This window comes from Gordonia sp. i37 (assembly GCF_002043085.1).
Lineage (GTDB): Bacteria > Actinomycetota > Actinomycetes > Mycobacteriales > Mycobacteriaceae > Gordonia > Gordonia polyisoprenivorans.
The window spans coordinates 1-26,320 of sequence record NZ_MVPX01000471.1 but is presented as its reverse complement, the minus strand read 5'-3'; the positions used below and the strand labels follow the sequence as shown (position 1 = coordinate 26,320).

The 26,320-nt window shown below is 67.1% G+C and carries 24 protein-coding genes; 16 read left to right on the top strand and 8 right to left on the bottom strand.

The features are described from left to right. Window positions 1–383 precede the first annotated feature (383 nt). The 6 genes from B1964_RS23070 to B1964_RS23045 all read left to right on the top strand — a co-directional run bounded on the left by B1964_RS23070 (window position 384) and on the right by B1964_RS23045 (window position 7,519). Window positions 384–1,469 carry an NAD(P) transhydrogenase subunit alpha gene (locus B1964_RS23070; protein ID WP_079931420.1) on the top strand — a complete coding sequence of 362 codons (1,086 nt, stop codon included), beginning with the start codon at window positions 384–386 and terminating at the stop codon, window positions 1,467–1,469. Beyond that, entirely contained in the window at window positions 1,469–1,774 is a 306-nt protein-coding gene (locus B1964_RS23065; protein ID WP_006369335.1) for an NAD(P) transhydrogenase subunit alpha, read from the top strand. Before B1964_RS23070 ends, B1964_RS23065 begins: the two co-directional genes overlap by 1 nt. Window positions 1,775–1,809: 35 nt before the next feature. Next, on the top strand, window positions 1,810–3,315 hold the full coding sequence (locus B1964_RS23060) for an NAD(P)(+) transhydrogenase (Re/Si-specific) subunit beta (protein WP_079931423.1): 1,506 nt from the start codon (window positions 1,810–1,812) through the stop codon (window positions 3,313–3,315). Window positions 3,316–3,523: 208 nt separating this feature from the next. After that, entirely contained in the window at window positions 3,524–4,543 is a 1,020-nt protein-coding gene (locus B1964_RS23055; RefSeq protein ID WP_079931419.1) for a YdcF family protein, read from the top strand. 93 nt (window positions 4,544–4,636) lie between these two features. After that, complete coding sequence (locus B1964_RS23050) at window positions 4,637–5,086, top strand: DoxX family protein (RefSeq protein ID WP_079931418.1); 450 nt, start codon at window positions 4,637–4,639, stop codon at window positions 5,084–5,086. A 165-nt stretch (window positions 5,087–5,251) separates the two neighbouring features. Then, window positions 5,252–7,519, top strand: a complete 2,268-nt coding sequence (locus B1964_RS23045; RefSeq protein WP_253194140.1) for a bifunctional SulP family inorganic anion transporter/carbonic anhydrase — start codon at window positions 5,252–5,254, stop codon at window positions 7,517–7,519. A 303-nt stretch (window positions 7,520–7,822) separates the two neighbouring features. Here B1964_RS23045 and B1964_RS23040 read toward each other — a convergent pair whose 3' ends face one another. Continuing rightward, window positions 7,823–8,560 (bottom strand): metallophosphoesterase, encoded by a 738-nt coding sequence (locus B1964_RS23040; RefSeq protein WP_079931416.1) that lies wholly within the window; start codon window positions 8,558–8,560, stop codon window positions 7,823–7,825. Between the two features lie 140 nt (window positions 8,561–8,700). Between B1964_RS23040 and B1964_RS23035 the strand changes: the two genes are divergently transcribed. Next, the gene (locus tag B1964_RS23035) at window positions 8,701–9,549 is read left to right on the top strand and encodes an SDR family oxidoreductase (RefSeq protein WP_079931415.1); all 849 of its coding nucleotides are present in this window, start codon (window positions 8,701–8,703) and stop codon (window positions 9,547–9,549) included. A 14-nt stretch (window positions 9,550–9,563) separates the two neighbouring features. Here B1964_RS23035 and B1964_RS23030 read toward each other — a convergent pair whose 3' ends face one another. Together B1964_RS23030 and B1964_RS23025 are read right to left on the bottom strand one after the other, a co-directional pair. Then, entirely contained in the window at window positions 9,564–10,334 is a 771-nt protein-coding gene (locus B1964_RS23030; protein WP_079931414.1) for a dienelactone hydrolase family protein, read from the bottom strand. A gap of 36 nt (window positions 10,335–10,370) precedes the next feature. Continuing rightward, window positions 10,371–12,809, bottom strand: coding sequence for an ATP-dependent DNA ligase (locus B1964_RS23025; RefSeq protein ID WP_079931413.1), 2,439 nt, complete (start codon window positions 12,807–12,809; stop codon window positions 10,371–10,373). A 65-nt stretch (window positions 12,810–12,874) separates the two neighbouring features. On the opposite strand from B1964_RS23025, the gene B1964_RS23020 reads away from it, so the two are divergent. Both B1964_RS23020 and B1964_RS23015 read left to right on the top strand, forming a co-directional pair. Beyond that, complete coding sequence (locus B1964_RS23020) at window positions 12,875–13,840, top strand: Ku protein (RefSeq protein ID WP_079931412.1); 966 nt, start codon at window positions 12,875–12,877, stop codon at window positions 13,838–13,840. 31 nt (window positions 13,841–13,871) lie between these two features. After that, the gene (locus tag B1964_RS23015) at window positions 13,872–15,263 is read left to right on the top strand and encodes an MFS transporter (protein ID WP_079931411.1); all 1,392 of its coding nucleotides are present in this window, start codon (window positions 13,872–13,874) and stop codon (window positions 15,261–15,263) included. Here B1964_RS23015 and B1964_RS23010 read toward each other — a convergent pair. Then, the gene (locus B1964_RS23010; RefSeq protein WP_079931410.1) at window positions 15,254–16,171 is read right to left on the bottom strand and encodes a LysR family transcriptional regulator ArgP; all 918 of its coding nucleotides are present in this window, start codon (window positions 16,169–16,171) and stop codon (window positions 15,254–15,256) included. The two genes, B1964_RS23015 and B1964_RS23010, sit on opposite strands and share 10 nt — an antisense overlap. A gap of 72 nt (window positions 16,172–16,243) precedes the next feature. On the opposite strand from B1964_RS23010, the gene B1964_RS23005 reads away from it, so the two are divergent. After that, window positions 16,244–16,864: a LysE/ArgO family amino acid transporter gene (locus B1964_RS23005; protein WP_079931409.1), complete on the top strand. Its 621-nt coding sequence runs from the start codon at window positions 16,244–16,246 to the stop codon at window positions 16,862–16,864. A 98-nt stretch (window positions 16,865–16,962) separates the two neighbouring features. Here B1964_RS23005 and B1964_RS23000 read toward each other — a convergent pair whose 3' ends face one another. Both B1964_RS23000 and B1964_RS22995 read right to left on the bottom strand, forming a co-directional pair. Further along, window positions 16,963–17,604: a response regulator transcription factor gene (locus tag B1964_RS23000; RefSeq protein ID WP_079931408.1), complete on the bottom strand. Its 642-nt coding sequence runs from the start codon at window positions 17,602–17,604 to the stop codon at window positions 16,963–16,965. 24 nt (window positions 17,605–17,628) lie between these two features. Further along, window positions 17,629–18,786 carry a histidine kinase gene (locus B1964_RS22995; protein WP_079931407.1) on the bottom strand — a complete coding sequence of 386 codons (1,158 nt, stop codon included), beginning with the start codon at window positions 18,784–18,786 and terminating at the stop codon, window positions 17,629–17,631. A 111-nt stretch (window positions 18,787–18,897) separates the two neighbouring features. Here B1964_RS22995 and B1964_RS22990 point away from each other — a divergent pair, with 111 nt between their 5' ends. Together B1964_RS22990 and B1964_RS22985 are read left to right on the top strand one after the other, a co-directional pair. Beyond that, complete coding sequence (locus tag B1964_RS22990) at window positions 18,898–19,410, top strand: hypothetical protein (protein ID WP_006369356.1); 513 nt, start codon at window positions 18,898–18,900, stop codon at window positions 19,408–19,410. 70 nt (window positions 19,411–19,480) lie between these two features. Continuing rightward, window positions 19,481–20,764: an alpha-hydroxy-acid oxidizing protein gene (locus tag B1964_RS22985; protein WP_079931422.1), complete on the top strand. Its 1,284-nt coding sequence runs from the start codon at window positions 19,481–19,483 to the stop codon at window positions 20,762–20,764. A 14-nt stretch (window positions 20,765–20,778) separates the two neighbouring features. Here the strand turns inward: B1964_RS22985 and B1964_RS22980 are convergent, their stop codons facing one another. Continuing rightward, window positions 20,779–21,717: an oxygenase MpaB family protein gene (locus B1964_RS22980; RefSeq protein ID WP_079931406.1), complete on the bottom strand. Its 939-nt coding sequence runs from the start codon at window positions 21,715–21,717 to the stop codon at window positions 20,779–20,781. 122 nt (window positions 21,718–21,839) lie between these two features. On the opposite strand from B1964_RS22980, the gene B1964_RS22975 reads away from it, so the two are divergent. From B1964_RS22975 to B1964_RS22960, 4 genes are all read left to right on the top strand, one after another. Continuing rightward, window positions 21,840–22,556, top strand: a complete 717-nt coding sequence (locus B1964_RS22975) for a TetR/AcrR family transcriptional regulator (RefSeq protein ID WP_006369359.1) — start codon at window positions 21,840–21,842, stop codon at window positions 22,554–22,556. Beyond that, complete coding sequence (locus B1964_RS22970; protein WP_006369360.1) at window positions 22,553–23,251, top strand: TetR/AcrR family transcriptional regulator; 699 nt, start codon at window positions 22,553–22,555, stop codon at window positions 23,249–23,251. Before B1964_RS22975 ends, B1964_RS22970 begins: the two co-directional genes overlap by 4 nt. A gap of 102 nt (window positions 23,252–23,353) precedes the next feature. Next, a complete protein-coding gene (locus B1964_RS22965) occupies window positions 23,354–24,571 on the top strand; it encodes an acyl-CoA dehydrogenase family protein (RefSeq protein ID WP_079931405.1) in 1,218 nt (405 codons plus the stop codon). Continuing rightward, window positions 24,568–25,593, top strand: a complete 1,026-nt coding sequence (locus B1964_RS22960) for a phosphotransferase family protein (protein ID WP_079931421.1) — start codon at window positions 24,568–24,570, stop codon at window positions 25,591–25,593. Before B1964_RS22965 ends, B1964_RS22960 begins: the two co-directional genes overlap by 4 nt. Window positions 25,594–25,610: 17 nt before the next feature. Here B1964_RS22960 and B1964_RS22955 read toward each other — a convergent pair whose 3' ends face one another. Further along, window positions 25,611–26,315, bottom strand: coding sequence for a histidine phosphatase family protein (locus B1964_RS22955; protein ID WP_006369363.1), 705 nt, complete (start codon window positions 26,313–26,315; stop codon window positions 25,611–25,613). Window positions 26,316–26,320 lie beyond the last annotated feature (5 nt).

The window sequence follows — 26,320 nt, the reverse complement described above, 5'->3', positions numbered from 1 at the left end:
CTCGACCCGCCCGGCCGCCCGGCCGCCCGGACGCAGCCGCCGCGGCTGCCGACGCCCGCCGAACTCGCGGCACTGCTCGCCTCGCTCGGCCATCCCGCTCGCTGACCGTTTCACGGACGCCGACGACCGGTATGCGCCGAGTCAAGCAAAAGTGAGCAATTCAACGCCCACGATCAGCGTCACCTGAGGTCATGCTATGTTCGTCGCACGTTTTTCTCAGGTGGCGACGCAATCCGTTGCCCCACCCCGACCGCATCGCTGCGGCACGGCCGATCAGCGCACCGACCGGGCCGATCGTTCGTCGTCGTCGTCGATGCACACCTGACAAGTCGCAACGTGATGAGTCGCTGACAACCGACGACAACGAAAGACAACGAATAGCAATGAGTGTGGGTGTCGTGCGCGAAACGGCCTCCGGAGAGCGTCGCGTGGCGCTGGTCCCGAAGGTCGTCGCGTCGCTGGTGGGCAAGAAGGTCCCCGTGATCGTGGAAGAGGGGGCCGGTCTCGGGGCGCTGATCCCGGATTCCGAATACCTCGACGCGGGGGCGACGATCGGTGATCCGTATTCGGCCGATGTGGTGCTGCGGGTATCGCCGCCCACCGATGCCGAGATCGGCAAGTTGCGCAGTGGTCAGAAACTGATCGGTTTCCTGGCTCCACGCAACGCCGACAACAAGATCGGTGCGCTGCGCGACGCGGGGGTGGAGGCCTACGCCGTCGAGGCGATTCCGCGTATCTCGCGCGCACAGGTGATGGACGCGCTGAGTTCGCAGGCCAACGTCTCGGGCTACAAGTCGGTCATCGTGGCCGCCGACCTGTCGACACGGTTCTTTCCGATGCTGACCACCGCCGCGGGCACGGTGAAGCCGGCGACCGCGCTGATCCTCGGAGTGGGTGTGGCCGGCTTGCAGGCGTTGGCCACGGCCAAGCGTCTGGGCGCGCGGACCACCGGCTACGACGTGCGTCCCGAGGTCGCCGAGCAGGTGCGTTCGGTCGGTGCCCAGTGGCTCGATCTCGGTATCGACGCCGCCGGTGAGGGCGGGTACGCCCGAGAGCTGACCGAGGACGAACGGGCTCAGCAGCAGCAGGCGCTCGAGGACGCGATCAAGGGTTTCGACGTGGTGATCACCACCGCGTTGGTGCCGGGTCGGCCGGCTCCGCGCCTGGTCACCGCCGCTGCGGTGGAGGGCATGAAGCCGGGCAGCGTGATCGTGGATCTGGCCGGGGAGACCGGCGGCAACTGCGAGCTCACCGAGCCCGGGCAGACCGTCGTCAAGCACGACGTCACCATCACCTCGCCGCTGAACCTGCCGGCCACCATGCCCGAGCACGCCAGCGAGCTCTACGCCAAGAACGTGTTCGCCCTGATCGATCTGATGCTCGATGAATCCGGCGCGCTGGCACCGGATTTCGAGGACGAGGTCATTGCCGCCGCGTGCGTGACACGCGACAAGGAGGTGTCGGCCTGATGTACACCGAACTATTGGCCAACATCGCGATTCTCGTTCTGGCGGGATTCGTGGGTTTTGCCGTCATCTCGAAGGTCCCCAACACCCTGCACACCCCGCTGATGTCGGGGACCAACGCCATCCACGGCATCGTCGTGCTCGGTGCGCTGGTGGTGCTGGGATCGCTGCCCGCCGACGCCAACTGGGGCGTGCGCATCATCGCGTTCGTCGCGCTGGTGTTCGGAACGCTCAATGTGGTCGGCGGATTCGCCGTCACCGACCGCATGCTGGGCATGTTCAAGGGTAAGAAGGAGACCACCAAGTGAGCGCCACCGTCGTTGCTTCTACCTACGTTCCCTACATTCCGGCGGTTGCCAATTTCAGCGGCGACTCCGGGCAGGTCTCCGAGGCCCTGGGGTACGGCGTCACCGCCCTCTACATCGTCGCGTTCTCCCTGTTCATCTACGGCCTGATGGGCTTGACCGGCCCGAAGACCGCTGTGCGTGGCAACTGGATCGCCGCGGTCGGCATGGGAATCGCCATCGTCGCGACCCTGCTCGGTGTCTACAACAACGCCGGCGATGCCGGGGTGCCGGGTATCAACTGGATTCTGATCGTCGTCGGCCTCCTGGTCGGTGTGGCGCTGGGCATTCCGCCGGCACTCAAGACCAAGATGACCGCGATGCCGCAGCTGGTGGCGCTGTTCAACGGCGTCGGCGGTGGCACCGTCGCGTTGATCGCGTGGTCGGAGTACATCGAGTCCGATGGCTTCACCCACCTGCACGAAACACCCGACGTGCACGTCATCGTCGGGTCGCTGTTCGCGGCGATCATCGGTTCGATCTCCTTCTGGGGCTCGCTGGTGGCGTTCGCGAAGCTGCAGGAACTGCTGAACAAGAACTTCGAGAAGAAGTTGGTCAAGGCCGCCAAGGCGTTCCAGTTCGCCAACATCGTGCTGGCCATCGCGGCCATCGCGATCGCCGTCTACATCGGTGTCTCGGCCGATTCGACGTCGGCGACGCCGTGGTACTGGATCGTGGCGTTGCTGGTGGTCGCCGGTGTGATGGGCCTGTTCGTGGTGTTCCCGATCGGCGGCGCCGACATGCCGGTGGTCATCTCGCTGCTCAACGCGATGACGGGTCTGTCGGCGGCGGCCGCGGGTCTCGCGCTCAACAACCAGGCGATGATCGTGGCCGGCATGATCGTCGGCGCTTCGGGCTCGATTCTCACCAACCTGATGGCCAAGGCGATGAACCGGTCGATCCCGGCCATCATCTTCGGCGCGTTCGGCGGCGGTGACGACGCCGGCGTCGGTGGCGGTGGCACCGAGGGCGGCACGGTCAAGGCGACCTCGGCCGCCGACGCCGCGATCCAGATGGCCTACGCCAACCAGGTGATCGTGGTGCCGGGCTACGGTCTCGCGGTCGCGCAGGCCCAGCACACCGTCAAGGAGATGGCGACCCTGCTCGAGGCCAAGGGCGTCGAGGTCAAGTACGCCATCCACCCGGTCGCCGGCCGTATGCCCGGACACATGAATGTGCTTCTGGCAGAAGCGGATGTGCCCTACGACGCGATGAAGGAGATGGACGACATCAACGGCGAGTTCGCTCGCACCGATGTCGCGATCGTGATCGGCGCCAACGACGTCACCAACCCGGCGGCGCGTAACGATCCGGGCTCCCCGATCCACGGCATGCCGATCCTCAACGTCGACCAGGCGCGATCGGTGATCGTGCTCAAGCGCGGCATGAGTTCCGGGTACGCCGGCATCGAGAACCCGCTGTTCTATCTCGATCACACCTCCATGCTGTTCGGCGACGCCAAGAAGTCCGTCGACTCGGTCATCGAGGAGCTCAAGGCTCTGTAAGGAGCCCTGACCGCAATTTCCCGACGCCCCGCCTGCGGAGCGACCCCGCGAGTCATGACAGACGCGGTGTCACCCGGGCGGGGCGTCGTCGTGTGTCGGTGCTGTCGTGTGCCGGTGTTGTCGAACCGAGACCGACGGTTATCGAGATGAGACCGGCGCCGGCTGGCAGCAGCACCCATCTGCCCCTACTGTTACTCCAGTGACTGGTGTGACCAGAGTGAAAAGAAGGTTCCGTCGAACCACGGTCGTCGTCCTGGCGGCGTCGGCGATCACCGGTGTCGTCGTCGGTACCCTGCCGTCGTCGTCGGAGCATCACCTGACGACAGCAGCGGTCAGTGTCGACCCGGCCACGCTCTACAACGCCGCGCAGCAGAAGTTCTCCGCCGGCGACGTGCCGGCCGGTCTCACCGACCTGCAGCAGGCGCTGACACTGTCGCCGGCCGACGGGCAATCGCTGGCGCTGCAAGCCATCTGGGCCGATCAGGTATCGGACACCGCGGTCGGGAAGGTGGCGGTGAATCGATTGTCGGTGATCAATCCGTTGCTGGCCAAGACCGCTCGTTCCATCATCGACGGGGTCACCGCGGCCGCGGCCATCGTGCCGAGCACCGAACCCACGACGGTGTCGGGAAAGCCGGCCATCGTCATCCTCGGCTTCGGGCTGTCGCCACAGGGCAAGCCCGCACCGGAGCTGATCAAGCGCCTCGCTGCAGGCAAGGCCGAGGCGGCAGCGATTCCGACAGCCCCGATCGTCGTCACCGGCGGCAAGCCGCAGAACGGGGTCACCGAGGCTGCGGTGATGAAGAAGTGGCTGACCGACAACGGGATCGATGCCTCGCGCATCCTCACCGAGGACTCCTCGGTGTCCACTGTCGCCAACGCGCAGAACACCGCCAAGCTCCTGGCCGCACGCGGCATCAGCGACGTGGTTCTGGCCACCTCGCCCAACCACATCCGTCGCGCTGCGGCCGATTTCGCAGCGACCGGGCTGCGTGTGGTGCAATCCATCACCACCGACACCGATCTCGCGAAGAACGCGACACCGCTACCCAAGGACAAGCAGACAGGTATCCGCGTCGAGGCCACGCGCACCGCGGGCATCCCGGCGAGCCGAACCCCGCTACTCCCCTCGGACCAGCTACCCGACGTCGGACCGGGTCTCATCGACGACATCGGCGGCAAGATCCTCAAGCAGCTACTGGAGTCGGGGTCGAGCGGCGGACAGTAGCGCGGTCGGTCGACCGATGAGTTCGGGAGTGCCGAGGTGTCTGTAGTGGTACCAACCCCCACCAGGGCGGGGTTGACCACCCAGGAGGACATCATGAACGCCATCGACTCGACCACCGCCGTCGGCACCACCGCCACCCCCGACGCCACCACCGAATCGCGACGACCCGCTCGTATCGTCGGGATCGTCATCACCGTCGTGGTGGCAGCGTTCCTGGTTTTCGACGTCGCAGGCAAACTGACCCGGCCCCAGGCCGTCGTCGACTCGATGGCGTCGCTGGGCTTTCCGATCGGACAGGCGACCGTGATGGGAATCGTTCTCGCCGTGTGCCTGATCGTCTTCCTCGTCCCGCGTACCGCCGTTCTCGGGGCCCTCGGGCTGACCGCGTACCTCGGAGGAGCAGTCACGGCGAACATGCGCATCGAGTCGCCCTTGTTCAGCAGTACCTTGTTCGCGGTATATCTCGGGGTGCTGCTGTGGGTCGGCCTGGTATTGCGTCGGCCCGAATTGCTCGCCGTCGTCGGACTCCGTCGACGGAATTGATACAAAGCATTCTTTTGTTTGTCGCCTTCGCGACGCCAATCTCATATCACGAGCCCGAAATACGGTGACGTCAAACACAATCGTCACCGTATTTCGGCTGTTCTCACCCTATTTCGCCCGTATCGGTCAACACGGACGTAACCCGCTATCGGTACTTTCGGATTCATGCCAAAAATCGGGGATCGATCGCACACACATTCCAGGCCGGACATACGAGAAGTGATCCGGTACGACCTACCGGCGTCGCTCGTGGTGTTCCTCGTGGCATTGCCACTGTCGATCGGAATCGCGATCGCCTCGGGTGCCCCGGTGATGGCCGGGCTCATCGCAGCAGTCGTCGGCGGTGTGGTCGCCGGCGCGATCGGCGGTAGCCCCCTTCAGGTTTCGGGTCCGGCGGCCGGGTTGACGGTGGTGGTTGCCGAGCTCGTCGCCAACTTCGGATGGAAGGTCACCTGCGCGATCACGGTCTGTGCCGGGGTGCTGCAGATCCTGTTCGGGCTCAGTCGAATAGCCGGTGCCGCGTTGGCGATCGCTCCCGTCGTGGTGCACGCAATGCTCGCCGGAATCGGAATCACCATCGCCCTGCAGCAGATCCATGTGTTGCTCGGCGGGAATTCGTCGAGTTCGGCGGTCGCCAACATCACCGGATTACCTGATCAATTGATCGACGTGAACGTCGCGGAGGCGTCGATCGGGCTTCTCGTCATCGCCGCGTTGCTGGCGTGGCCACGGCTGCCCGCGACCGTCCGCAAGATCCCCGGGCCGCTCGGCGCGATTGTCCTCGCCACCCTGGTGGCGCTGATCGCCGGCCTCGACGTCAAACGAATCACGCTGGACGGCAACTTCTTCGAGTCCATTGCGCTTCCCGAGCTCCCCACCGGGAACTGGTCGGCATTCATTCTGGGCGTGTTGACGGTGGCCCTGATCGCCAGCGTCGAGTCGCTGCTGTCGGCGGTCGCCGTGGACAAGATGCACGACGGTCCGCGCAGCAACTTCAACCGAGAACTGCTCGGGCAGGGTAGCGCGAACATGGTGTCGGGTGTGCTCGGTGGACTGCCGGTCACCGGTGTGATCGTGCGCAGCTCCACCAACGTCGCGACCGGAGCGCGGACGCGGTGGTCGGCGATCCTGCACGGGGTGTGGGTGTTCGTCTTCGCGGTCTTCCTCACCGCGCTCGTCGAGCAGATCCCGACCGCCGCGCTCGCCGGATTGCTCGTCGTCATCGGCATGCAGCTGGTCAAGCTCGCGCACATGAAAACCGCTCTGCGAACCGGGGATCTGTGGGTCTACGGCGTCACGGTGACGGCCGTGGTGTTCCTCAATCTGCTCGAGGGCGTCGCCATCGGTCTGGCGCTGGCCGTCATCCTGGTGCTGTGGCGCGTCATCCGCCCCGACACCCACACCGAGGAGCAGCCCGACGGCCGCCACATCGTCCGCGTGCGTGGCTCGTTGAGCTTCCTGTCGCTGCCCCGGGTGAACAGCCTGCTGCGCCGCATTCCGGAGGGTGCACCCGTCACGATCGAACTCGACACCGACTTCCTCGACCACGCCGCGTCGGAGATGCTCGAGGACTGGATTCGGGCCCGCCGCGCGGCCGGTGGTGAGGTGATCATCCTCGAACGTGGCCGTGCCCGAATCGAACACGCTTGGCAGGCTCCGCCGCGACGCCACACCGGCGGCATCGTCGGCCTGACCCCGTGGCGTAGTCGATCCTCCGTTGCCGACGACGAGCAGGTCGCCGAGGTCCCGGCGCCGTTGCGCTCGATCATGGCCGGTGTCACCGAGTACCACCGCGATCACGCGGAGGTCCTGCGCGGGCACCTGTCCGACGTCGTGGACTATCAGGAGCCCGACGCGTTCTTCCTGACCTGTGCCGATTCTCGGATCATGCCCAACATCATCACCTCGAGCGGCCCAGGTGACCTGTTCACCCTGCGCAACGTCGGCAACCTGGTGCCGACCGGTGATCACGCGGACTGCTCGATTGAGGCCGCCCTGGACTTCGCGATCACCGAGGTCGGCGTCAGTTCGGTGGTGGTGTGCGGACATTCATCCTGCGGTGCGATGCGCGCATTGCATCTGCAAGCCGATACCGCTCCCGCCGACACGTCGATGGCCCGCTGGCTGCGCCACGGTGTGCCCAGTGTGAGCGCGATGTGTCTGGGGCATCCGGCCGGACGTGCCGCTGCCGCCATGGGTTTCACCGAGATCGACCAGCTCGCTGTGGTCAACGTCGCCAAACAGGTCGAAACCCTGAGCCGGCACCACCTCGTCGGCCGCGCCGCCGCCGAATCCACCCTACGGATCATCGGTCTGTACTTCGACATCCGGTCCGGCCGCGTCTACGAGGTGTCGCAGACCGGGCTGCACGCCGCCGGCGTGGGTCATCACGTCAGCCGTATGCTGGAGCGTGAGGCGACCGTCGAATCCTAGTGGTACGAAACCAGCACCGTGGCAAGCGGTCTCGAGGCTCGCCGCACGCGGCTCGCACCTCGACCATCGGGGGGTGACGTAGTGATCTACTCGGGGAGGGGCTGTTCTTGCCCGGTGGTCGGTCTTCAACCCGGTGGTCGAGGTGTGGAGGAGCGTTAGCGACGGAGCCTCGAGACCTCTTGTGCTGAAGAGTATTCGGTGGTTGTGGTGTCGAAACCAGCGCCGTGGCAAGCGGTCTTGAGGTTCGCCGCACGCGGCTCACACCTCGACCATCGGGGTGGCATCGACCATCGATGGGAGGACTCAGAACATCACCGATCGGAAATGGGTGATGAGGCGGTCGCCGTCGATCAGGTGGAATGCGATGCCCGGTGGCTGGCCCCGGTTGATGATCTCGGTCCCTTCGAACGGGAGGTTCAGCGTGGAGGCGACGCCCGGGGCGATGGCCAGGGGCCGGTCGGCGAAGCGGGTGACGCACGCCGAATGTGCGTGACCGCAAACGAAGCCGACGATGTTCGGGTGGGTCGCCACGAGCTCGGCCAGACGTTCCTCACCGGTTTGGCGGATGGTGTCCATGAAGGTCATGCCGATGGTGACGGGGGGATGGTGAAAGGCCACCAGGACGCGGGTGTCGGCGCCGGCTGCGTCGATCTGCGCCGACATCCACGTGAGGGTCTCGTCGTCGAGGTAGCCGTCGTTGCGACCGGGGATGGAACTGTCGGCCGACAGCAACAGCACGTCGTCGACGAGCAACGAGGAGTTGACCGGTGCCGTGCTGCGCTCGCTGCCGAGTACCTCGCTATAGTTCTCACGAAGGTCGTGATTGCCTACGGTGACCAGCATCGGCAGCGGTGAGTCCAGGACGCGGTAGGCCTCGACGTACTCGCGTGGCGTGCCCTCATCGGCGATGTCACCGGTGACCAGCAACGCGTCGATTCCGTCGGCACGCGCGTTGAGGTAGCTCAGGGTCGACTCGATCCGGGCACGGTTGAACCGTGTTCCGTTGAAATGGAGGTCGCTGATATGGGCAACGACGAACACTCACACTCCCTTGTCGACTGACCCTGAGGCTAGCCGCATCAGATCACGCGAGCGCGCCGAGGGGCGAACGCGCAGCGCCGGGTGTGTCGGAGAGCACCCACGTCATTGACACTGGATGCGCCCACTGTCAAGGTTGGCCGATGAGGCGACGTCGGCAGGCAGATCGAGACGATCACGCGTTCGCGGGCCGAACAGCCGTCGTCACCGGCGGCGGGTCGGGGATCGGCGCGGCCTTCACCCGGGCTCTCGCGAGTGCCGGCGCCCACGTGTGGTGCGCCGACATCGACGAGCAGGCAGCGACGAGAACAGCGCAATCGACCGGATCGGAACACGCCCGCGCCGTCGGTCTCGACGTCACCGACGCCGACGCCGTACGGTCCGTAGTGAACTCGGTGGTCGCCGACCACGGACGCATCGATCTGATGTTCAACAATGCCGGGATCGCACTGGGCGGCAACACCGAGGAACTCACCGCCGAGCAGTGGGATGCGGTCATCGACGTCAACATCCGCGGCGTCGTACACGGTGTCACCGCGGCATATCCGCACATGATCCGGCAGGGATCGGGCCACATCGTCAACACCGCGTCGATGGCCGGGCTCACCGCGGCCGGCTTGCTCACGAGCTACGTGATGAGTAAGCACGCGATCGTCGGATTGTCGCTGGCGTTGCGGACCGAGGCCGCCGCGCACGGGGTGGGTGTGCTCGTGGTCTGCCCGGCCGCGGTGGAAACGCCGATGCTCGACGCCGACGGCGTCGGTGGCTTCACCGGGCGGACGTATTACCTGTCGGGCCAAGGGATTCGGACGCCGTATCCGGCGGATCGCCTGGCGTCGGACACCCTTCGGGCGATCGGGCGCAATCAACCGCTGCTCGTGGTGCCCGCGCAGGCCCGGATGGCCTGGCGGTTCGCGCGGATCTCACCGGGGCTCATGCAGACGATGGCCACGCGTTTCGTCGCCGGCCAGCGGGAACGTCAGGGGTTGTGACGTTCGACGCGGGCTCAGTGCAGCGTACGGTCGAACAGCTTCTGTAGCTCTGCGTAGTGGTACTCGGCGGCATCGTGGTTGTACGGTGCGGTGTCGGCCATCGTGTAACCGTGCGCCGCACCGGGATACACGGTCGCATGATGGATCACGCCGCTCGAGGTCAGTGCGTGCTCGAACTGGGCGATGGCCTCCGGGGGCATCGACTGATCATGATCGGCGTGGACCGCGAGGACCTCGGCGCGCACGTCGGACAATGACAGATGTGGGCTGTCGGCAGCGTCGGTCACCACACCGCCGGTGTGGAACATGCCCACGGCGGCAACATCATCGGGACGAGTGGCCGCGGTCAACAACGCCAGCCGTCCGCCCATGCAGTACCCGGTCGTACCGACGGACCCCGGGCGCACCCCGGGTAGCGCGTGCAGCGCATCGAGGTATGTGGCGAGGTCACGCCGGGCAAGGTCGGTGGTGAGTGCCTGCATCCGGGGTCGCACTCCGGCGAAGAAGGCGGCGCGGCTGTCATCGTCGAGGAGCGGCCCATCCGGAGAGGTTTCGGCGGCACTTCCGCTGCGATAGAACAGGTTGGGCGCCAACACCACATAGCCCCACGAGGCGATCCGATCGACCATCGTCTCGATCTGCGGACGCAGACCGATCGCGTCGATGAGAAACAGCACTCCGGGCCAGGTGGCGTCGGCGTCGGCCGACACCGGCCGCGCCATGTACGCCTCGGCGGGCCCGTCGGCCGCAGTGATGGTGATCATCTCTCCGGTGGTCTCGGTCATCGTTGTCGTTTCGATCAGAGTGGATTGAGGGGTGTGTCAGAGGTCGCCGGGGAGTTTGTCGCGCCGGATTCCCCGCCAGCTCGGATGTCGTAGATGGCCGGTGCTCGTCCAGTCCATGAAGCGCACCTCGCCCACGATCTTCGGCAGTACCCACACCGCATTCGCCGCGACTGGCCGGTCGAGTTTGTCCAGAAACGGCGACCGCCGGATGGTCAGCGGCTCGAGTTCTTCTGCGAGAGCACTCAGCTGGGCTTCGGTGAAGCCGGTGCCGACCCGCCCCACGTAGCGCAATCCGGTCTCCTCGGGCAGGCCGAGCAGCAGCGAGCCGATGGTGTGCGCACGGTTCCCACGGCCCGGCCGCCATCCGCCGATCACGACTTCGATGTCGCTCCAGTTCTTGTGCTTGAGCCACGAATTCGATCGCCGGCCCTGCTGATAGGTCGACGAACGACGTTTTGCGACAACGCCTTCCATCCCATGTTCACGGCTGTACTCGGCGGCCGCGGCGCCCGGCCCGGGTAGCAGTGGCGGTACCTCGACGTAACGGGATCGCCGGAAGGCCGGGGCGAGCTCCTCGAGTAGCTCGCGCCGCTGCGACCACGGTTTGCGCAGCAGCGACGTCCCGTTGAGGTAGAGCAGGTCGAACAGGTACAGCTTGAGGGTGACCTCGTCGTCGGCCGATCGGCGTCCGGCGAGCAGCGTGAAATTGGTGCGGCCGGTGGCGTCGAGGGCGACGACCTCCCCGTCCAGTACGACGTCGATGAGCCCGAGTTCGTCGGTGATGCAAGCGAGTTCGGGAAAGTCGGCGGTCATGTCCAGGCCGGAGCGCGAGGTGAGCCGGAATTCGCCGCCGATATAACGAACCAGGAGGCGATAACCGTCCCACTTGCCCTCGAAGGCCCAGTCCTTCGAGTCGAGCTTCTCGATGGATTCATCGGTTGCCAGCATCGGGCGCGGATCACGCAAACTCTCCGGCAGGATCGGTCGTGGTTCGTCGCTCATCAGGTGGGCGAGCCAATTCTTGTCGCCGGTCTTGATCAACGCGTACCGGCCCTGGACGCGTTCACCGTGCAGCCGGACGATGATCTCGTCGTCACGCCATTTCTCGGTCTCGTAGGTACCGCGATCCCAGATCTCGACGTGCCCGCCGCCGTACTCACCGGCCGGGATGTCGCCGGCGAAGTCGGCGTAATCCATCGGATGGTCCTCGGTCTGCACGGCGAGGCGGTTCTGGTCGGGATCGTCGGGCAGGTTCTTCGGTACTGCCCAACTCACCAGCACGCCATCGTGTTCGAGCCGGAAGTCGTAATGCAGGCGCCGGGCGTGATGTTCTTGGATCACGAAGATCGGCCCACCCGGCTCGTTCTCGCGCGACACCCGGGCCCCGTCCACCCCGGATCGTGACTTCGTGAATTCGTTGTCCCTGAACTTCGTGTCACCGAAGGGCTCCGGGGTGACCGCGGCGTTGCGCTTGCGCCGGTACTCGCGCAGGTTGATCACCTGGCCGCCCTCGGCGGAGACCGACTCCGGTTGTGCCGCATCGGCAGCCGAATCACCCGACTCCTCCGGGCCGGCTGGGACCCCGTCGTCGTCGAGTCCGTCGAGGAGATCGCCCCACTCATCGATCCGCTCGAGGACCTCGGTGTAGAGCAGCTGCGTCAGATCGGGATCGGCCATCTCGTCCCACGTCCGCGGTGCGGCCACCCAGGGCTGTTCGCGGCCCCGCAGCGAATACGGAGCGAGGGTGGTCTTGGACGCGCTGTTCTGGCTCCAGTCGATGAACACCTTGTGGGGCCGTTCGGATTTCGCCATGATCGCGGTGACCCGATCGGGCTGTTGCTGGGCCAACGAGGTCGCGATCTGCTTGGCGACCGTTCGCGCCGAATCCGCCGACACCGGCGTCGGGAACCTCGCATACACGTGAATTCCCTTGCCGCCACTGGTGACCGGATACGAGTCCAGTCCGGCGGCGTCGAGCATGTCGTGGATGTCGCGGGCGACCTCACCGCACTCGGCGAGGGTGACCCCGGGCCCCGGATCGAGGGCGAGGACGAGTCGGTTGGCCTTGGGGCCCTCGGCGGCGAAGTCGGCGAGCGCGTCGTCTCGCGGCAGTCGCCATTGTGGCGTATGCAACTCGAGTGCTGCCATCTGTGCGAGCCACACCAGTGTTGCGGGTGAATCGGCCACGACGTATTCGATGATCCGACTGCTGTGTTCGACTCCGCGCCGGGTCACCCAGTCGGGGATGCCCTCGGGAACCGACTTCTCGAAGAACGGGGTGGACTCGACGCCATTGGGCCAGCGTTTGCGGGTGACGAGACGATCGGCCAGATGCGGGAGCATCACCTCGGCGATCCGCGCGTAATAGTCGATGACGTCGAACTTGCGGGTGCCGGTCGACGGGTAGAGCACCTTGGCCAGGTTGGTCACCGAGATGGTGTGCCCATCAACCTCGAGTGTCTGCCCGGACGCCATGGTTCAAGCCTGCCACGTCCTCAAGATGGGCGTGGGACCCGCAGAGACCGGGTGAGGATGGCACAATGGCGACCATGCGCTCGATCTGGAAGGGCGATCTGAGCTTTGGTCTGGTCAACGTGCCGGTCAAGGTCTATTCGGCCACGGAAAGCCACGACCGGAAGTCGTATCAGGTCGACTCGTCCGACGGCACCCGCATCCGTTATCGACGGGTCCGGGAGGGCACCGACACCGAGGTCGAGTTCTCCGACATCGCCAATGCCTACGAATCCTCCGCGGGCGACACGGTGATCCTCACCAAGGACGATCTCGCGTCCCTGCCCGTGCAGAAGAGCCCGGAGATCTCGATCCTGGAATTCGTGCCGGTCGAGCAGGTCGATCCGATCTACTTCGACAAGCCCTACTATCTCGAACCCTCGTCGAAGTCACCGAAGGCCTACGTCTTGCTCGCCCGCGCCCTGCAGGAGACCGACCGGCTCGCCATCGCATCGTTCACGCTGCGCAACCGGACGCGGATGGCGGCGCTGCGGGTCATCGAGCCCGGTGTGATGACGCTGCAGACGCTGTTGTGGCCCGATGAGGTCCGCAAGCCCGATTTCGGGTTCCTCGACGACGACGTCGAGATCCGGGACCAGGAACTGAAGATGGCGTCCTCGTTGATCGATTCGATGGCACAGGACTACGACCCGAGCGAGTTCTCCGACACCTACCAGGAAGAGCTGGCGAAGCTGATCGACGCGAAATCCGATGGCTCCGAGGCATTCCCGGAAGCCGAGGAGGACTCCACCGAGGACGAGGACTCCGAGGTCGCCGACCTGCTCGCCGCGCTGCGGGCATCGGTCAAGGACCGCGGTACGGCCGAGGAGTCCGACGACTCCGGGGTATCGAAGGCGCCCGCGAAGAAGGCCGCCAAGAAGGCTCCGGCGAAGAAGGCGGCCGCAAAGAAGGCGCCGGCCAAGAAGGCGGCGTCGTCAGGGTCCGACGACGAGCCGAAGACCGCGGCGAAGAAGACCTCACGCCGCGCGAGCTGAGCCGCGCGCCACGAAAAATCGGTGGCCGCCGATGCCCGGCGTCGGGCAAGCTCGTGAGGTGAGTTCGTCGACGTCCGCCCTGCCGCGCGCGCTGCGCCCCTTCGGCGGTGGGCAGTATCGGTTGCTGGCGGCGGGCCTGATGTTTGCGTTGTTCTCCGATGGCGTGTGGACGATCACGCTGGTCTGGCAGGTCATCGGTCTCGGCGGGGGACCGGGCCAGGTGTCGCTGGCGACAGGCTTGGCCGCGGTCGGCATGGTGATCTCGACGCTGGCCGGCGGCGTGCTCGCCGACCGGGTGTCGCAGCGTTCCATCATCATCGGGCTCGAGATCGTCAAGATGGCGGTCTTCGCGATCGTGGCGTTCTGCGCGATCGGCGGCGTCCTGACGATGCCCATCGTGGCCGCGGCGGCCGTCTTCGGCGGCATCACCACCGGCATGTACTACCCCGCATACTCGGCGTTGTTGCCGGGCATCGTCGCCGCCGATGAGCTGCAGGCCGCCAACGGCATCGAGGGCATCGTCCGGCCGGTGCTGTTCCAGGCAGCCGGCCCGATGATCGCCGGAGCGGTGATCGCCGCGGCCGCCCCCGCCCAGGCGGCGCTGGTCGCCGCGGTGGCCAGCGTGGGTTCGGCCCTGTGCTATCTGCGGATGCGGCCGGTGCCGTTGCGTCGTGACCCGAACACCTTGCGCGGTCCCGCGATTGCCTCGATCGTCACCGATCTGGCCGAGGGATTCGCCTACATGTGGCGCACCCCGTGGTTGTGGTCGACGCTGTTCTTCGCGACCATTCTCGTGCTGGCGACGATGGGGCCGATCGAGGTACTCATCCCATTCGCCCTGCGGGAGCGGGTGCACGGCGGTGCCGGTGACCATTCGCTGGTGCTCGCGGCCTTCGGCGCCGGAGCCGCGATCAGCTCGCTGGTGTTCGCCTCGATCCCGATGCCGCGGCGATACCTCACGTTGATGTTCGGGTTGTGGGGTTGGTCGTCGATTCCGTTGGTGCTCATGGGCGTTGCCGGACACACCTGGGTGTTCATCATCGCCGGATTCATCATGGGGGTGTTGTTCGACGGGCCGATGGTGTTGTGGGGCACGCTGTTACAGCGTCGCGTCCCGCCTGGGCTGTTGGGCCGGGTGGCCAGTCTGGACTTCTTCGTCTCGGTGGTGCTGATGCCGGTGTCGATGGCGTTGGCGGCCCCGGTCAGTCACGCGATCGGACTCACCGCGACGTTCGTGGTGTGTGGGCTGGCGCCGGTACCGTTCGCTGCGGTCTTCTACGTCGCGGCCAAGCTGTGGCGTGACGAGATCGATCACCCGCTCGATCTCTCCACTCCCGGGCTGGCCGTCGCGGTGATGCACGACGAGATGTCGGCGTCGGCGTATGTCGATGCCGAGCACGCCAGGGTGTCCGATCAGTACTGATCCGCCGCGCCGAGGAACTCCGCGGCGGCCTCCACGATCGACTCCGTCAGGGCCGAGAGCAGGGGCGAGGCGAGCTTCCAGTACTGCCAGTAGAGCGGGACGTCGACGCGCCGTTCGGTGAAGGTGACCAGGCGTCCCGCGTCGAGAGCGTCGGCGATCTGCACCCGCGGGACCGCGCCCCAACCCATCCCGTACTCGACCGCTCGGTGGTACTCGGTGGAGGCCGGGATGTAGACCGCCGGTGGATCGGCCGGTGCTGGACTGAGCATGCGCAGTACCTCGCGCTGCAGATTGTCGCTGCGGTCGTATTGCACCATCGGCGCCCGGGCCAGCGCGGCCTCGGTCGGGCCGTCCGGCATCCATCGGGCCAGGTAGTCCGGGGTGGCGACGGGGATGTAGCGCATGACGCCGAGCATCTGCATCCGGCAGCCGCGGATGCGGTCCGGGACCGAGCTGATCGCCCCCAGCACCTCACCGGTCCGCAAATGGTCGGCGTTGCGGCTCTCGTCGTCGCGGATCACCTCGACGGCGGCCGGGTGGCCGTGGTGGAACCGGGCCAGCGCGGGCAGCAGCCAGGTGGCCAGTGAGTCGGCGTTGGCCGCGATAGGCAGGTGCACGAGGGGCTGGTCGTCGTGCGCGCCGTCGGAGGTGACGCCGGTCAGCTCCAGCCGTGCCTCGGTGGCCAACAGTTCCCACTGTTCGGCCAGACGGAGCAGCACCTCCCCGTCGCGAGTCGCCCGCACCGGTTTGGTGCGCTGGACCAGCACCCGACCGACGGAGTGCTCCATGGCCTTGATGCGTTGGCTGATCGCCGACGGCGTGACGTGCAATTCCGCCGCCGCGGCCTCGAAAGTGCCCGCCCGCAACACGGTCGCCAGCGTTTGCAGGCCGTCCTGACTGACATCCATATGAAGTCACTCTAATGATTCATGAGAAACATTCGCTGGCCTTCGGATTGTCGCGCTCCTAGCGTTGTCGACATGAACGCATTCCTGCTGCCGGCACTGGCCGGCCTGCTGACCGGTGCCGGGCTGATCATCGCGATCGGACCGCAGAACATCTTCGTTCTGCAGCAGGGTGTGCGACGCGTCCATGTGGCCCCGGTGGTGGCGGTCTGCGCGATCTCCGACGTCGTGCTCATCACCGCGGGGGTGGCCGGCCTCGGTGCGCTCGTAAGCGCCCACCCGAGCGTGGTGACCGCGGCCAAGTACCTCGGCGGGGCGTATGTGATCGTGCTCGGGCTGATGGCCGCCCGACGCTGCCTGCGCAGTCGGGAGGCGATCGCCGACAATGCCGGCGAGGTCACCACGGCGAGTCGCTGGGTGGCGATCGGCACGGCGCTGGCCCTCACCTGGCTCAATCCGCACGTCTACCTCGACACCGTGCTCACCATGGGCGCCATCGCCAATAGTCATGGAAATGGCAAGTGGGCCTTCGCAATCGGAGCCTGCTGTGCGAGCCTGATCTGGTTCTCACTCCTGGGCGGCGGCGGTCGCCGCATGGCGCCGATCTTCGCCAAGCCTGTCGCATGGCGCATCCTCGACGCCGTCGTCGCCGTGGTCATGATCGGGATGGGCGCTGTGTTGGTGGGGTCGGCGTAGGGCGTCATGCCGGTGCTTTTGTGTGTCGACCTCGGCGATGTGTGTCCTGCAGGACACACAAACCCGAAGTCGGCACGGATTCGCAGCGCCTCGCAGGCTCAGACGAGCCCGTGCCGATACGCGTAGGCAACCAGCGCCGCACGGTCGCGGCACGCGGTCTTGGCGAGCAGGTGATTGACGTGGGTCTTGACGGTGCTCACGCCGACGACGAGGTGGGAGGCGATCTGTTGGTTCGACATCGCTCGCGCGATCAGGCCGAGCACCTCCACCTCGCGTTCGGTGAGACCGTCGGGCGCCTCAGTCGGGGCCGCCGGCGCAACCAACCGCTCGTGGGACAAGACCGCGCGCAACGCCTTCTCGTCGAGCATGGACCGGCCGCCGGCCGCGGCGAGCACCGCTGCTTCGATGGCCTCGGGATCGGCGTCCTTGTTGAGGAATCCGACGGCCCCGGCGTCGAGGGCCTCGACGATCGTGGTGTCGTCGTCGTAGGTCGTCAATGCCACTGCGGCAGTGCGTGACCCGGCGGTGCGCAGCCGTCGTATTCCCTCGATGCCACCGATACCGGGCATGCGGAGGTCGGTGAGCAATACGTCGGGGTCGGTCCCGGCGACGAGGTCGAGGGCGGATTCGGCCGAGGCCGCCACCCCGAGGACCTCGATGGTGTCGAACAGCGAGAGCATCGACCGCAGGCCCTCGCGCACCACGGTCTGATCGTCGGCGATCACCACCGTCACCGTCACGTCATCACCCTCTCGTCGTCACCGTCACGTCGTCACCGTCATGATGAGCTCGAATCCTTCCTCGCACGGGCCGTGGGTCAGCCTACCGCCGGCCGCCGCGACCCGTTCGGCGAGACCGGCCAAACCGTATCTGCCGCTGTCGTGTTCGCGATCGGTGAACTCGTCGGGATCGCCGACGGAGAGCATCCGGAGGCCCTCGGCCCCGAACTCGATGCGCACCGGTGCGCCCGCGGCGTGGCGTAACGAGTTGGTCAGCCCCTCCATCACCACCGACCGGGCGATCGCGGTCCATCCGGCGTCGAGATCGTCGGGCGAACCCGCGACCGTCACCTGCAATTCGGTTGCGGTACCGAGGCGTTTCAGGGTCGGCTCCAGCCAGGCGCTCAACGGTGCGGCGCTCGCCGCGGGTCCGTCGCGCAACGATCGGACCGCTTCTCGTGCCTCACCCAGGCCGTCCTTCGCCAAGGTCGTTGCGGTGTCCAGCTTTTCGGCGAGGTCGGCCGAAACACCCTCGCGTCGGGCGACGAGCGCGGCACCCTGCAGGGTGATGATCAACCCGGACAAGGTGTGGGCGAGCACGTCGTGGAGTTGGGCGGCGAGTATCCGACGGTTCTCCGCATCGACGGCACGCGCGCGCTCGGAATCGATGATCTCCTGTTGTGCTGCAGCGACTTCGGCGACCTCACGCCGGTAGCGCCGAAGATGCACCCATCCGAACACCACCACGGCGACCATCAGATTGATCACCAGCGTCCACCCGGATTGATGTAGTTGTGACCAGTGGACCGTCAGCGCGAGCATCGGGACGGCGGCCAGGGCGGCGGTGACGGGGAGGGCAACGGGTGCAAGCGCGGACGCGGCCACGCCGAGTTGGGGAATCCACACGGTCGCGCCGCCGGCGAAGGCGACGCCGACGACGACGGCGGCACCGATGACGATCGCCGAGTCGCCGAGTGAGGTGGAGGAGAGAAAGCGCGGCGCGGTCGTGGGTTGCATGCCCCCACGCACCAGGCAGACCACGAGAACCGCGGTGGCGATCCATCCAGGCGCCACGCGCCACGGTGGCACCGACGTCGTGTCGAGTACCGCCGAGGCGATCACCAGCGCGCAGACCGCGTACCGCACCGCGAGGATGTCGGGGCTCGCCCGCCCGGGGTTGAGAACACGCGCAATGCTGGGCACGACTCACCGTATCGAGGGTGTGCCCGCTCGCGGAGTCGCACGCGCAAGGATCAACCCGGCATCCACCCCGGGGTGGACGACCTCGTCGCGAGAGTTGGCGAGAGTGAAGGCATGTCCACAAACACAGCTCTGCCCATCGTTGTCGGCGTCATCGTCCTCGGCTACATCTTCTACCGCCAACTCACCGAACGGCCGATCAAGGACAACCCGCTCAAACTCCCGGTGATCCTGCTGGTGATCGGCGTCATCAGCTCCGTGAACTACCTCCAACACGCACCGCGGTTGACGGTCGGTGAGGTCGTCTCGACGCTGCTCGGGTTCGTGGTGGCCGCGCTCATCGCCGTTCCGCGCGGGCACACGATGCACATCTACCGCAACGCCGCGGGGGTGATGGTGCGACGGGGCAATGCGGTGACCATCGCGCTGTGGTTCGTCGCCATCGGCGCGCACCTGGCCATCGCGGTGTTCGGCCCGACGGTCTTCGGTGAGCCACGGGGCAGCCTCGGTGGGCTCGAGAGCGCGACGATCCTGGTGTTCCTCGGCATCAGCCTCGGGGTGCAGGGGCTCGTGGCGCGCAAGCGCGTGCTCGCCCACGGCCGGACCGCACACAGCCTCGCCGGGTGAGCGGTGCGTATCTTCGACTGCGATGCCCGACGATGGACGTCGCACGGGCTGCCGACACGAGGAGGTCGCGATGACCACGCCGGGGTGGGGACGCATCCGCCAGAACGACATCTACACCGCAGGCATTCACGATCGGCGCCCCACGGTGCCCACCGACTTCGCCGAACTCGAGCGCCGCGCACGTAAGACGATGTCGGAGCGGGCGTGGGCCTACATCGCCGGCGGTGCGGGAGAGGGCCGGACGATGGCGGCCAACCGGGCCGCCCTGGATCGGTGGGCGATCGTGCCGCGTGTGCTGCGCGATGTGTCGCAGCGCAGCCTCGAGACGGAATTGTTCGGTGCCCGGTTGCCCGCGCCGATCCTGTTCGCGCCGGTGGGAGCGGGTGGGCTGGCCATGCGTGACGCCGACGTCCACATCGGGCACGCGGCCGCCGAACTCGGTGTGCCCTACATCTTCTCCAATCAGGGCAGTGCGCCGATGGAACGGGTGGCCGCCGAGATGGATCGTGTGAAATCCGGTGCGCCACGCTGGTTTCAGCTGTATTGGTCCACCGACGACGATCTCGTCGGCTCGCTGCTGCGCCGCGCCGAGAACGCCGGCGCCCAGGCCGTCGCCGTCACCCTCGACACCACGATGCTCGGATGGCGACCCCAGGATCTCAACCTCGGTTCGCTGCCCTTCGCCAAGGGTGAGGGCATCGCCCAGTACACCTCCGACCCGCGGTTCACCGAGATCGTCGCCGGTCGCGCCGCGGGTGCGCCCGGCGAAAAACCCGAGATCTCGCTCGGCGCCCTCAAGACCCTGTTCTCCATTGCCCGCAACACGCCGGGAACGTTGCTGCGCAACCTGATCCGGCCCGAGCCGCGCGTGGGTGTGCAGACCTTCCTCGACATCTACTCGCGTCCGTCGCTGAGCTGGACCGAGATCGCCTCGCTGCGCGAGCGGACGTCGCTGCCGATCGTCCTCAAGGGAGTACTGCATCCCGACGACGCCCGCGCTGCCGTCGACGCGGGGGTGGACGGCATCATCGTGTCCAATCACGGTGGCCGCCAGATCGACGGCGAGATCAGCTCACTGGACGCGCTCACCGACATCGCACCGGTCGTCGACGGGCGGTGCAAGGTCCTCATCGACTCCGGGATCTACACCGGCGCAGACGTGTTCAAGGCGCTGGCACTCGGCGCCGACGCGGTGTGCATCGGTCGCCCGCACATGTACGGGTTGGCGATCGACGGCGCCGACGGTGCCCGGGACGTGGTGGCCAACATCATCGCCGAGCTGGATCTCACGCTCGGGCTGGCCGGTGTCACCTCGGTCGACGAGGTGAACACCGACGCGCTGCGACGGATCTGACCCCGCCTGCGACCTCAGACCAGCGGGCGCTTGGTCCGCATCCGCCACTTCACGTCGGCGAGCAGCAGGTTGAACGGGAAGGCGCGCAACGGCTTCGGCAGGCGCATGATGATCGCGCGGGCAATTGCGTTGTGCGTGTCGAAGAATCGCTGCTGCCACGGCTTCATCTCGATGCCCATGGCGGCGCGGAAGCCCTCGGGCAAGAAGCCGAGGGTGAAGATCTCCGAATGCCACCCGAACAGCCGCGAGACGATCGGGTGGGCGAACTCCATGCGAGCGATCGACATGAGGTGATCGCGGATGACCGGGTCGATCTCGAGCCGATCGATCATGCCGTTCCAGTAGTCGTCGAAGTCGGCGCGGGTCGCCGGCCACATCTCTCGTGGCATCTGCAGGGTGGTGCCCATGACGGCGCCGGCCTGGTAGGCCTGTTCGGTGATCGCGTCGGGGTCACCGAAGATGCGCTGCACGTCCTCCCACCCCTTGTAGAGGCAGGCCGCCACCCATAGCTGCAGTTCGGGATCGAAGGCGTTGTACTTCACCGGGCTCTCGGGTGTGGAGCGCACCTTGGCATGCGAGCGCCCGACCGCGCGGCGATAGGCCTTGCGCACCTTGGGGTCGCCGCTGGCCGCCACCGCGAGATAGGCGAGCGTGGTGCGGGTGCGCTTGACCGGGTGCTTGAACAGGTTGCCCGAATCCACCCGGCTCTCGTACACGCCGTAGCCGACGGCCGGTAGTGCCAGCTGCATGATCACGTTGGCCGGACCGGCCAGCGTGGCGATGCCCAGCATCTCCATGTTCGCCGCGGGCAGGGCGTCGAGCTCGGCCCGCGACATACGCGCCGCGCGCGGCAGGAATTCGGTGTCCGGGGCGGGTGCGGCGAGGTTGGCCTCGAGGGCACTGTCGTGCGCGAGTGGTGAATTGCCGAGTGCCGCGGCGTCTTGTGTGGTCATGTTCCGACCTCCGATCGGACCGGATGTGCGCGAGACCCCTCGAATCGCGCCAATCTGGTAACGGATGTTTCCCGATTGATTGAACCTGTTCTCGCCGAAAGATGTCAAGGGAGGATGACAAGATGGGAGCCGTGACCGACGGCTCCCCGCGCGATGCGACACCGCAGGCCGAATCGGATGCCGTGCGCGCCGACCCACAGGCCGCCGGTGCACCGCTGCGTTCCTACGGGGGTGTCGACGGCGACGAGCGGATCTCCCGTCGCCGCGAGGCGCTGATGGACGCGACGCTGGAACTCCTCGACGCCGAGGGGGCGGTCACGGTGCGCGGTATCTGCCGGGCGTCCGGGCTCAACCCGCGCTACTTCTACGAGAGTTTCGAATCGGCAGACGCCCTGGTCGCGGCCACGTTCGACCGGGTGATCGAGGAGATCTCGGAGGCGGCGCTGACCGCCTTCGCCGCCGGGGTCGGCGTGGCCGGAAAGGTGTCCGGTGCCGTCGGCGCGATCGTCGACATCGTCGACGCCGACCGCCGCAAGGGGCAGTTGCTGTTCTCACCGTCCCTGCTGTCGCCGGTCGTGGCCGCCAAACGCAACGAATCCACCGGGCTGTTCGCGATGTTGACCCTGCACGCCGCCTCCGATGCGCTCGCGACGGAGGTCGGTCCGGCGGCCATCGCTGCCGCCCAATTCCAGGTCGGGGGGCTCGGTCGCCTCGTCTCCACGTGGCTCGACGACGAGATCCCGCTGGGTCGCGACGAGCTCGTCGCGCTGAGCGTGCGGCTGATGATGTCGCTGGTGGGTGCGGTCACCGACGGTGGTGACGATATGTTGGAGCCATGAGCGACGGAGTGGGTGACACAGGGGTCGAGGAGGCGACAGCGGATTCCCGGTCGGATGGTCCCGAGGGAGCGCACGCGTCGGAGGCCGTGCAGACCACGTCGTCGTGGCGCGATTACGGCGAGGCCGAGCTGCCGGTGCCGCTGGCCGCCGCGCTGGCCGCATTCGCCGAGCACGGCTATCACGGCACCTCGGTCCGTGAGATTGCCGCGCGCGCGGGCCTGTCGGTACCCGGGCTTTATCACCACTACCCGTCCAAGCAGTCGTTGCTGCAGGGGTTGCTCGAGCGCACCATGACCGATCTGCTGGCCCGCTCCGAGCAGGCGATCCGCGAGGCGGGGCCGGAGCCGGTGAGACGCTTCGACGCCGTCGTCGAGTCGCTGTTGCGTTTCCACATGTATCGCCGTGAACAGGCCTTCGTCGGGTCCACCGAGATCCGCAGCCTCGACGACTCCTACAAGCCCACCTACATCGGGCATCGGGACCGACAACAGCACATGGTCGACGAGATCGTCTTCGCCGGGGTGGAGGCGGGCGACTTCGAGACCGAGTACCCCAAGGATGCCGCGCGTGCGGTGGCGACCATGTGTGTCGGGGTCTCGACCTGGTTCAAGCTCGACGGAGAACTCGGTGCCGACGAATTGATCCGCCGGAACCTGGTTCTCGCCCGCCAGATCGTCGGCTACCGTCGGGGCTGAGCCGAGCGCTTGACCCACGACCGGTGGGATGGCAAGGTGTGGTCTCGACAGAGCGAACGCTCGGTCGGCATGGGCTGATCGGGCTTCAGTTGAGGAGACCGAATGCCCATTGACCTGAGTTACGGCGCCGACGTCGAGGATCTGGTCACCAAGACCTCCCGCTTCATCAAGGAGTATGTGCTGCCGATCGAGGAGCGCTTCGGCGGCGACATCGAGGCCGCGGGCGGCGACGAGATCCGCCGGGAGATGAACGCCAAGGCCAAGGCCGAGGGCATCTTCGCGCCTCACGCGCCGGTCGAATTCGGCGGGCTGGGGCTCGACATGTCCGACCGCGCTCCGGTGTTCGAGGCGGCCGGTTATTCGACCTTCGGTCCGGTGGCGCTGCACATCGGGGCGCCCGACGAGGGCAACGTGCACATGCTCGCCCACATCGCGAGCGAGGACCAGCGCCACACCTACCTCGCACCCCTGGCTGCCGGTGATGTGCGCTCGGCGTTCGCGATGAGCGAGCCGTCGCCCGGTGCCGGCTCGGACCCCAACGCCCTCGCCACCATTGCGACCAAGGTCGACGGCGGCTGGAAGATCAACGGCGAGAAGCGATTCATCACCGGGGCCGACGGCGCCGGGTTCTTCATCATCATGGCGCGCACCGCGGGCTCGCCCGGCGACCGGGGCGGTGCGACGATGTTCCTCGCCCCCGCCGACCGCGAGGGCATCGCCGTGGGCCGTCACATCCACACCACCGACCGGTCGATGGTCGGCGGTCACTGCGAGGTCCGGTTCACCGATGTCTTCGTCCCCGATGCCGACGTACTCGGTGAGGTCGACGAGGGATACCGCTACGCCCAGGTGCGGCTCGGCCCGGCCCGCATGACCCACGTGATGCGCTGGATGGGTTCGGCGGTGCGTTGTCAGGACGTCGCGGTCGACTACGTTTCGCGCCGTGAGGGTTTCGGCGGCAAACTCGCCGATCTCGGCATGATCCAGCAGATGGTCGCCGACAACGAGATCGACCTCGCGGCCGCCCGCGCGCTCCTGGTCAAGGCGTGCGCCGAACTCGATCGCGGAGGCCACGCGTCCAACGAGACCTCGATCGCGAAAACCTTTGCCGCCGAGGCATTCACCCGGATCGCCGACCGCTCCATCCAGATGTGCGGTGGCACCGGCGTCTCCGACGACCTGCCGCTGGCCCGCCTGCAGAACGAGCTGCGGCCCTTCCGGGTCTACGACGGACCATCCGAGGTGCACCGGTGGGCGATCGCCCGTCGCACCATCGGGCGTGCCCGCAAGGCCGCAGCGGCCGCGGAGGCCGCCCAGTGAGCGCCGCATTCGATCCCCGGAGCGTCCTCGATCCCGCGGTTCTGCGAAAGTTCCTGGAGGACAACGATGTCGACGTCGCCGGTGATCTGCAGATCGATCTGGTCAGCGGCGGCAAGTCCAACCTGACCTTCTCGGTCACCGACGGGGTGAAGAAGTGGATCGCCCGCCGACCACCCACCGGAGGCCTCACGCCGTCCGCGCACGACATGGCCCGGGAGTGGACGGTGACCAGCGCGCTCGGTGCCACCGATGTGCCGGTGGCGCCGACCGTCGCCTTCGACGCCGACGGTGCGATCCTCGGTGCGCCGTGCACCGTCGTCGAATTCATCGACGGAACCGTCATCCGGACCGCCGCAGAACTCGACGCGCTCTCCGATACGGAGGTCGACCGCAATCTCGACGGGCTCGTCGCCACCCTCGCGGCGCTGCACGCCGTCGACTACGAGACGGTCGGCCTCGGCGAATTCGGCCGCCCCGCAGGCTTTGCCGGTCGCCAGGTGAAACTGTGGGCGCGTCAGTGGGGCATCGTCAAGACCCGAGAGCTGCCCGACGTGGAGCGGCTGTGTGGCATCCTCGCCGACCGCGTCCCACAGGACGCCCGCGCGACCATCGTGCACGGCGACTACCGCGTCGACAACACCATCCTCGACGCCACCGACCCCGGAAAGGTTGCCGCGGTGGTGGATTGGGAGATGTCGACGCTCGGCGACCCGATCACCGACGTCGCCCTGATGTGCATCTACCGGGAACCGGTCTTCGACACCGTTCTCGGATTCGACGCCGCCTGGACCAGTCCGCGGTACCCGTCGGCCGCCGAGATCGCCCAGCGCTATGTGACCGCGACCGGATACGACCTGGGGGACTGGGACTTCTACCTCGCGCTGGCGAGTCTCAAACTCGGTGTGATCGCCGAGGGCATCAGCCATCGCGCCCGGGCCGGGGCCTCCCCGGAGGCCGGCGCAGAGAAGGCCTCGGAGGCGACGGCGGAGTTCATCGCGGCGGGGCTGCGATACGTCGGGTGAGCACCCGGGCGTAGGCCCTACCGGAAGGTCGCGACACCACCGTCACGGTCGTCGAGGTGGGTGTGCTCGTTGAACGAGACGACCGAGACGCCGCGGCGTCCGACGATCAGCTTGGTCACCGACGCGTTGATCATGGCGCGCGCCACCGCGGGCCACCGCTGCGAGGGCACATCCCACAGGTCGGCGATCCACTGGGCGATCACGCCCGCCGAGGACACCACCAGCACCGTCTGGCCGCTGCCCGCGTGCGCGGCGGCGTCGTGTCCGGCGGCGTCCACGCGTTCGCGGAAGGCGCGGTAGGTCTCGCCGCTACCGTCGTGTGCGGCATCCGGGGTGTCGTCGCGATCGATCCAGGCCGACAGCGAATCGTCGAGCCGTTTCTGATAGTTGCGACCGTCGGCGAACTCGGCCGCGCTCGCCTCGCCGACCAGCGCCGGCAGCGCGTATTCGTTCCAGCGCGGGTCGATCACCGCCTCGGGGGCGTCGTCGAAGCGGCTCAGCACCCCGGCGAGGGTGTCGCGCTGACGCGGCAGATCGCCGCAGATGGCCGTGGTGATCCGCGCGGTCTGCGCGGCCAGGAGATCGCCGGTGAGACCGGCCTGCACGATCCCGGTGGGGGTGAGTCCGCCGACCTCACCGGAGGCGCTCGAGTCCTGCGACCCGACGATCCCGTACGCCTGCGGGTCGGCCTGACCGTGCCGCACCAGATAGATGACACCCATGAACC

Excerpts from the sequence above, each read along its gene's own strand:
- B1964_RS23050 (WP_079931418.1), top strand. The coding sequence starts at position 4,637 with ATGAACGCCATCGACTCGACCACCGCCGTCGGCACCACCGCCACCCCC.
- B1964_RS23030 (WP_079931414.1), bottom strand. The coding sequence starts at position 10,334 with ATGACCGAGACCACCGGAGAGATGATCACCATCACTGCGGCCGACGGG.
- B1964_RS22985 (WP_079931422.1), top strand. The coding sequence starts at position 19,481 with ATGACCACGCCGGGGTGGGGACGCATCCGCCAGAACGACATCTACACC.
- B1964_RS23015 (WP_079931411.1), top strand. The coding sequence starts at position 13,872 with ATGCCCGGCGTCGGGCAAGCTCGTGAGGTGAGTTCGTCGACGTCCGCC.
- B1964_RS22990 (WP_006369356.1), top strand. The coding sequence starts at position 18,898 with ATGTCCACAAACACAGCTCTGCCCATCGTTGTCGGCGTCATCGTCCTC.
- B1964_RS23010 (WP_079931410.1), bottom strand. The coding sequence starts at position 16,171 with ATGGATGTCAGTCAGGACGGCCTGCAAACGCTGGCGACCGTGTTGCGG.
- B1964_RS22975 (WP_006369359.1), top strand. The coding sequence starts at position 21,840 with ATGGGAGCCGTGACCGACGGCTCCCCGCGCGATGCGACACCGCAGGCC.
- B1964_RS23070 (WP_079931420.1), top strand. The coding sequence starts at position 384 with ATGAGTGTGGGTGTCGTGCGCGAAACGGCCTCCGGAGAGCGTCGCGTG.
- B1964_RS22955 (WP_006369363.1), bottom strand. The coding sequence starts at position 26,315 with ATGGGTGTCATCTATCTGGTGCGGCACGGTCAGGCCGACCCGCAGGCG.
- B1964_RS22970 (WP_006369360.1), top strand. The coding sequence starts at position 22,553 with ATGAGCGACGGAGTGGGTGACACAGGGGTCGAGGAGGCGACAGCGGAT.
- B1964_RS23025 (WP_079931413.1), bottom strand. The coding sequence starts at position 12,809 with ATGGCGTCCGGGCAGACACTCGAGGTTGATGGGCACACCATCTCGGTG.
- B1964_RS23065 (WP_006369335.1), top strand. The coding sequence starts at position 1,469 with ATGTACACCGAACTATTGGCCAACATCGCGATTCTCGTTCTGGCGGGA.
- B1964_RS23045 (WP_253194140.1), top strand. The coding sequence starts at position 5,252 with ATGCCAAAAATCGGGGATCGATCGCACACACATTCCAGGCCGGACATA.
- B1964_RS22965 (WP_079931405.1), top strand. The coding sequence starts at position 23,354 with ATGCCCATTGACCTGAGTTACGGCGCCGACGTCGAGGATCTGGTCACC.
- B1964_RS23005 (WP_079931409.1), top strand. The coding sequence starts at position 16,244 with ATGAACGCATTCCTGCTGCCGGCACTGGCCGGCCTGCTGACCGGTGCC.
- B1964_RS22980 (WP_079931406.1), bottom strand. The coding sequence starts at position 21,717 with ATGACCACACAAGACGCCGCGGCACTCGGCAATTCACCACTCGCGCAC.
- B1964_RS23020 (WP_079931412.1), top strand. The coding sequence starts at position 12,875 with ATGGCGACCATGCGCTCGATCTGGAAGGGCGATCTGAGCTTTGGTCTG.
- B1964_RS23035 (WP_079931415.1), top strand. The coding sequence starts at position 8,701 with ATGAGGCGACGTCGGCAGGCAGATCGAGACGATCACGCGTTCGCGGGC.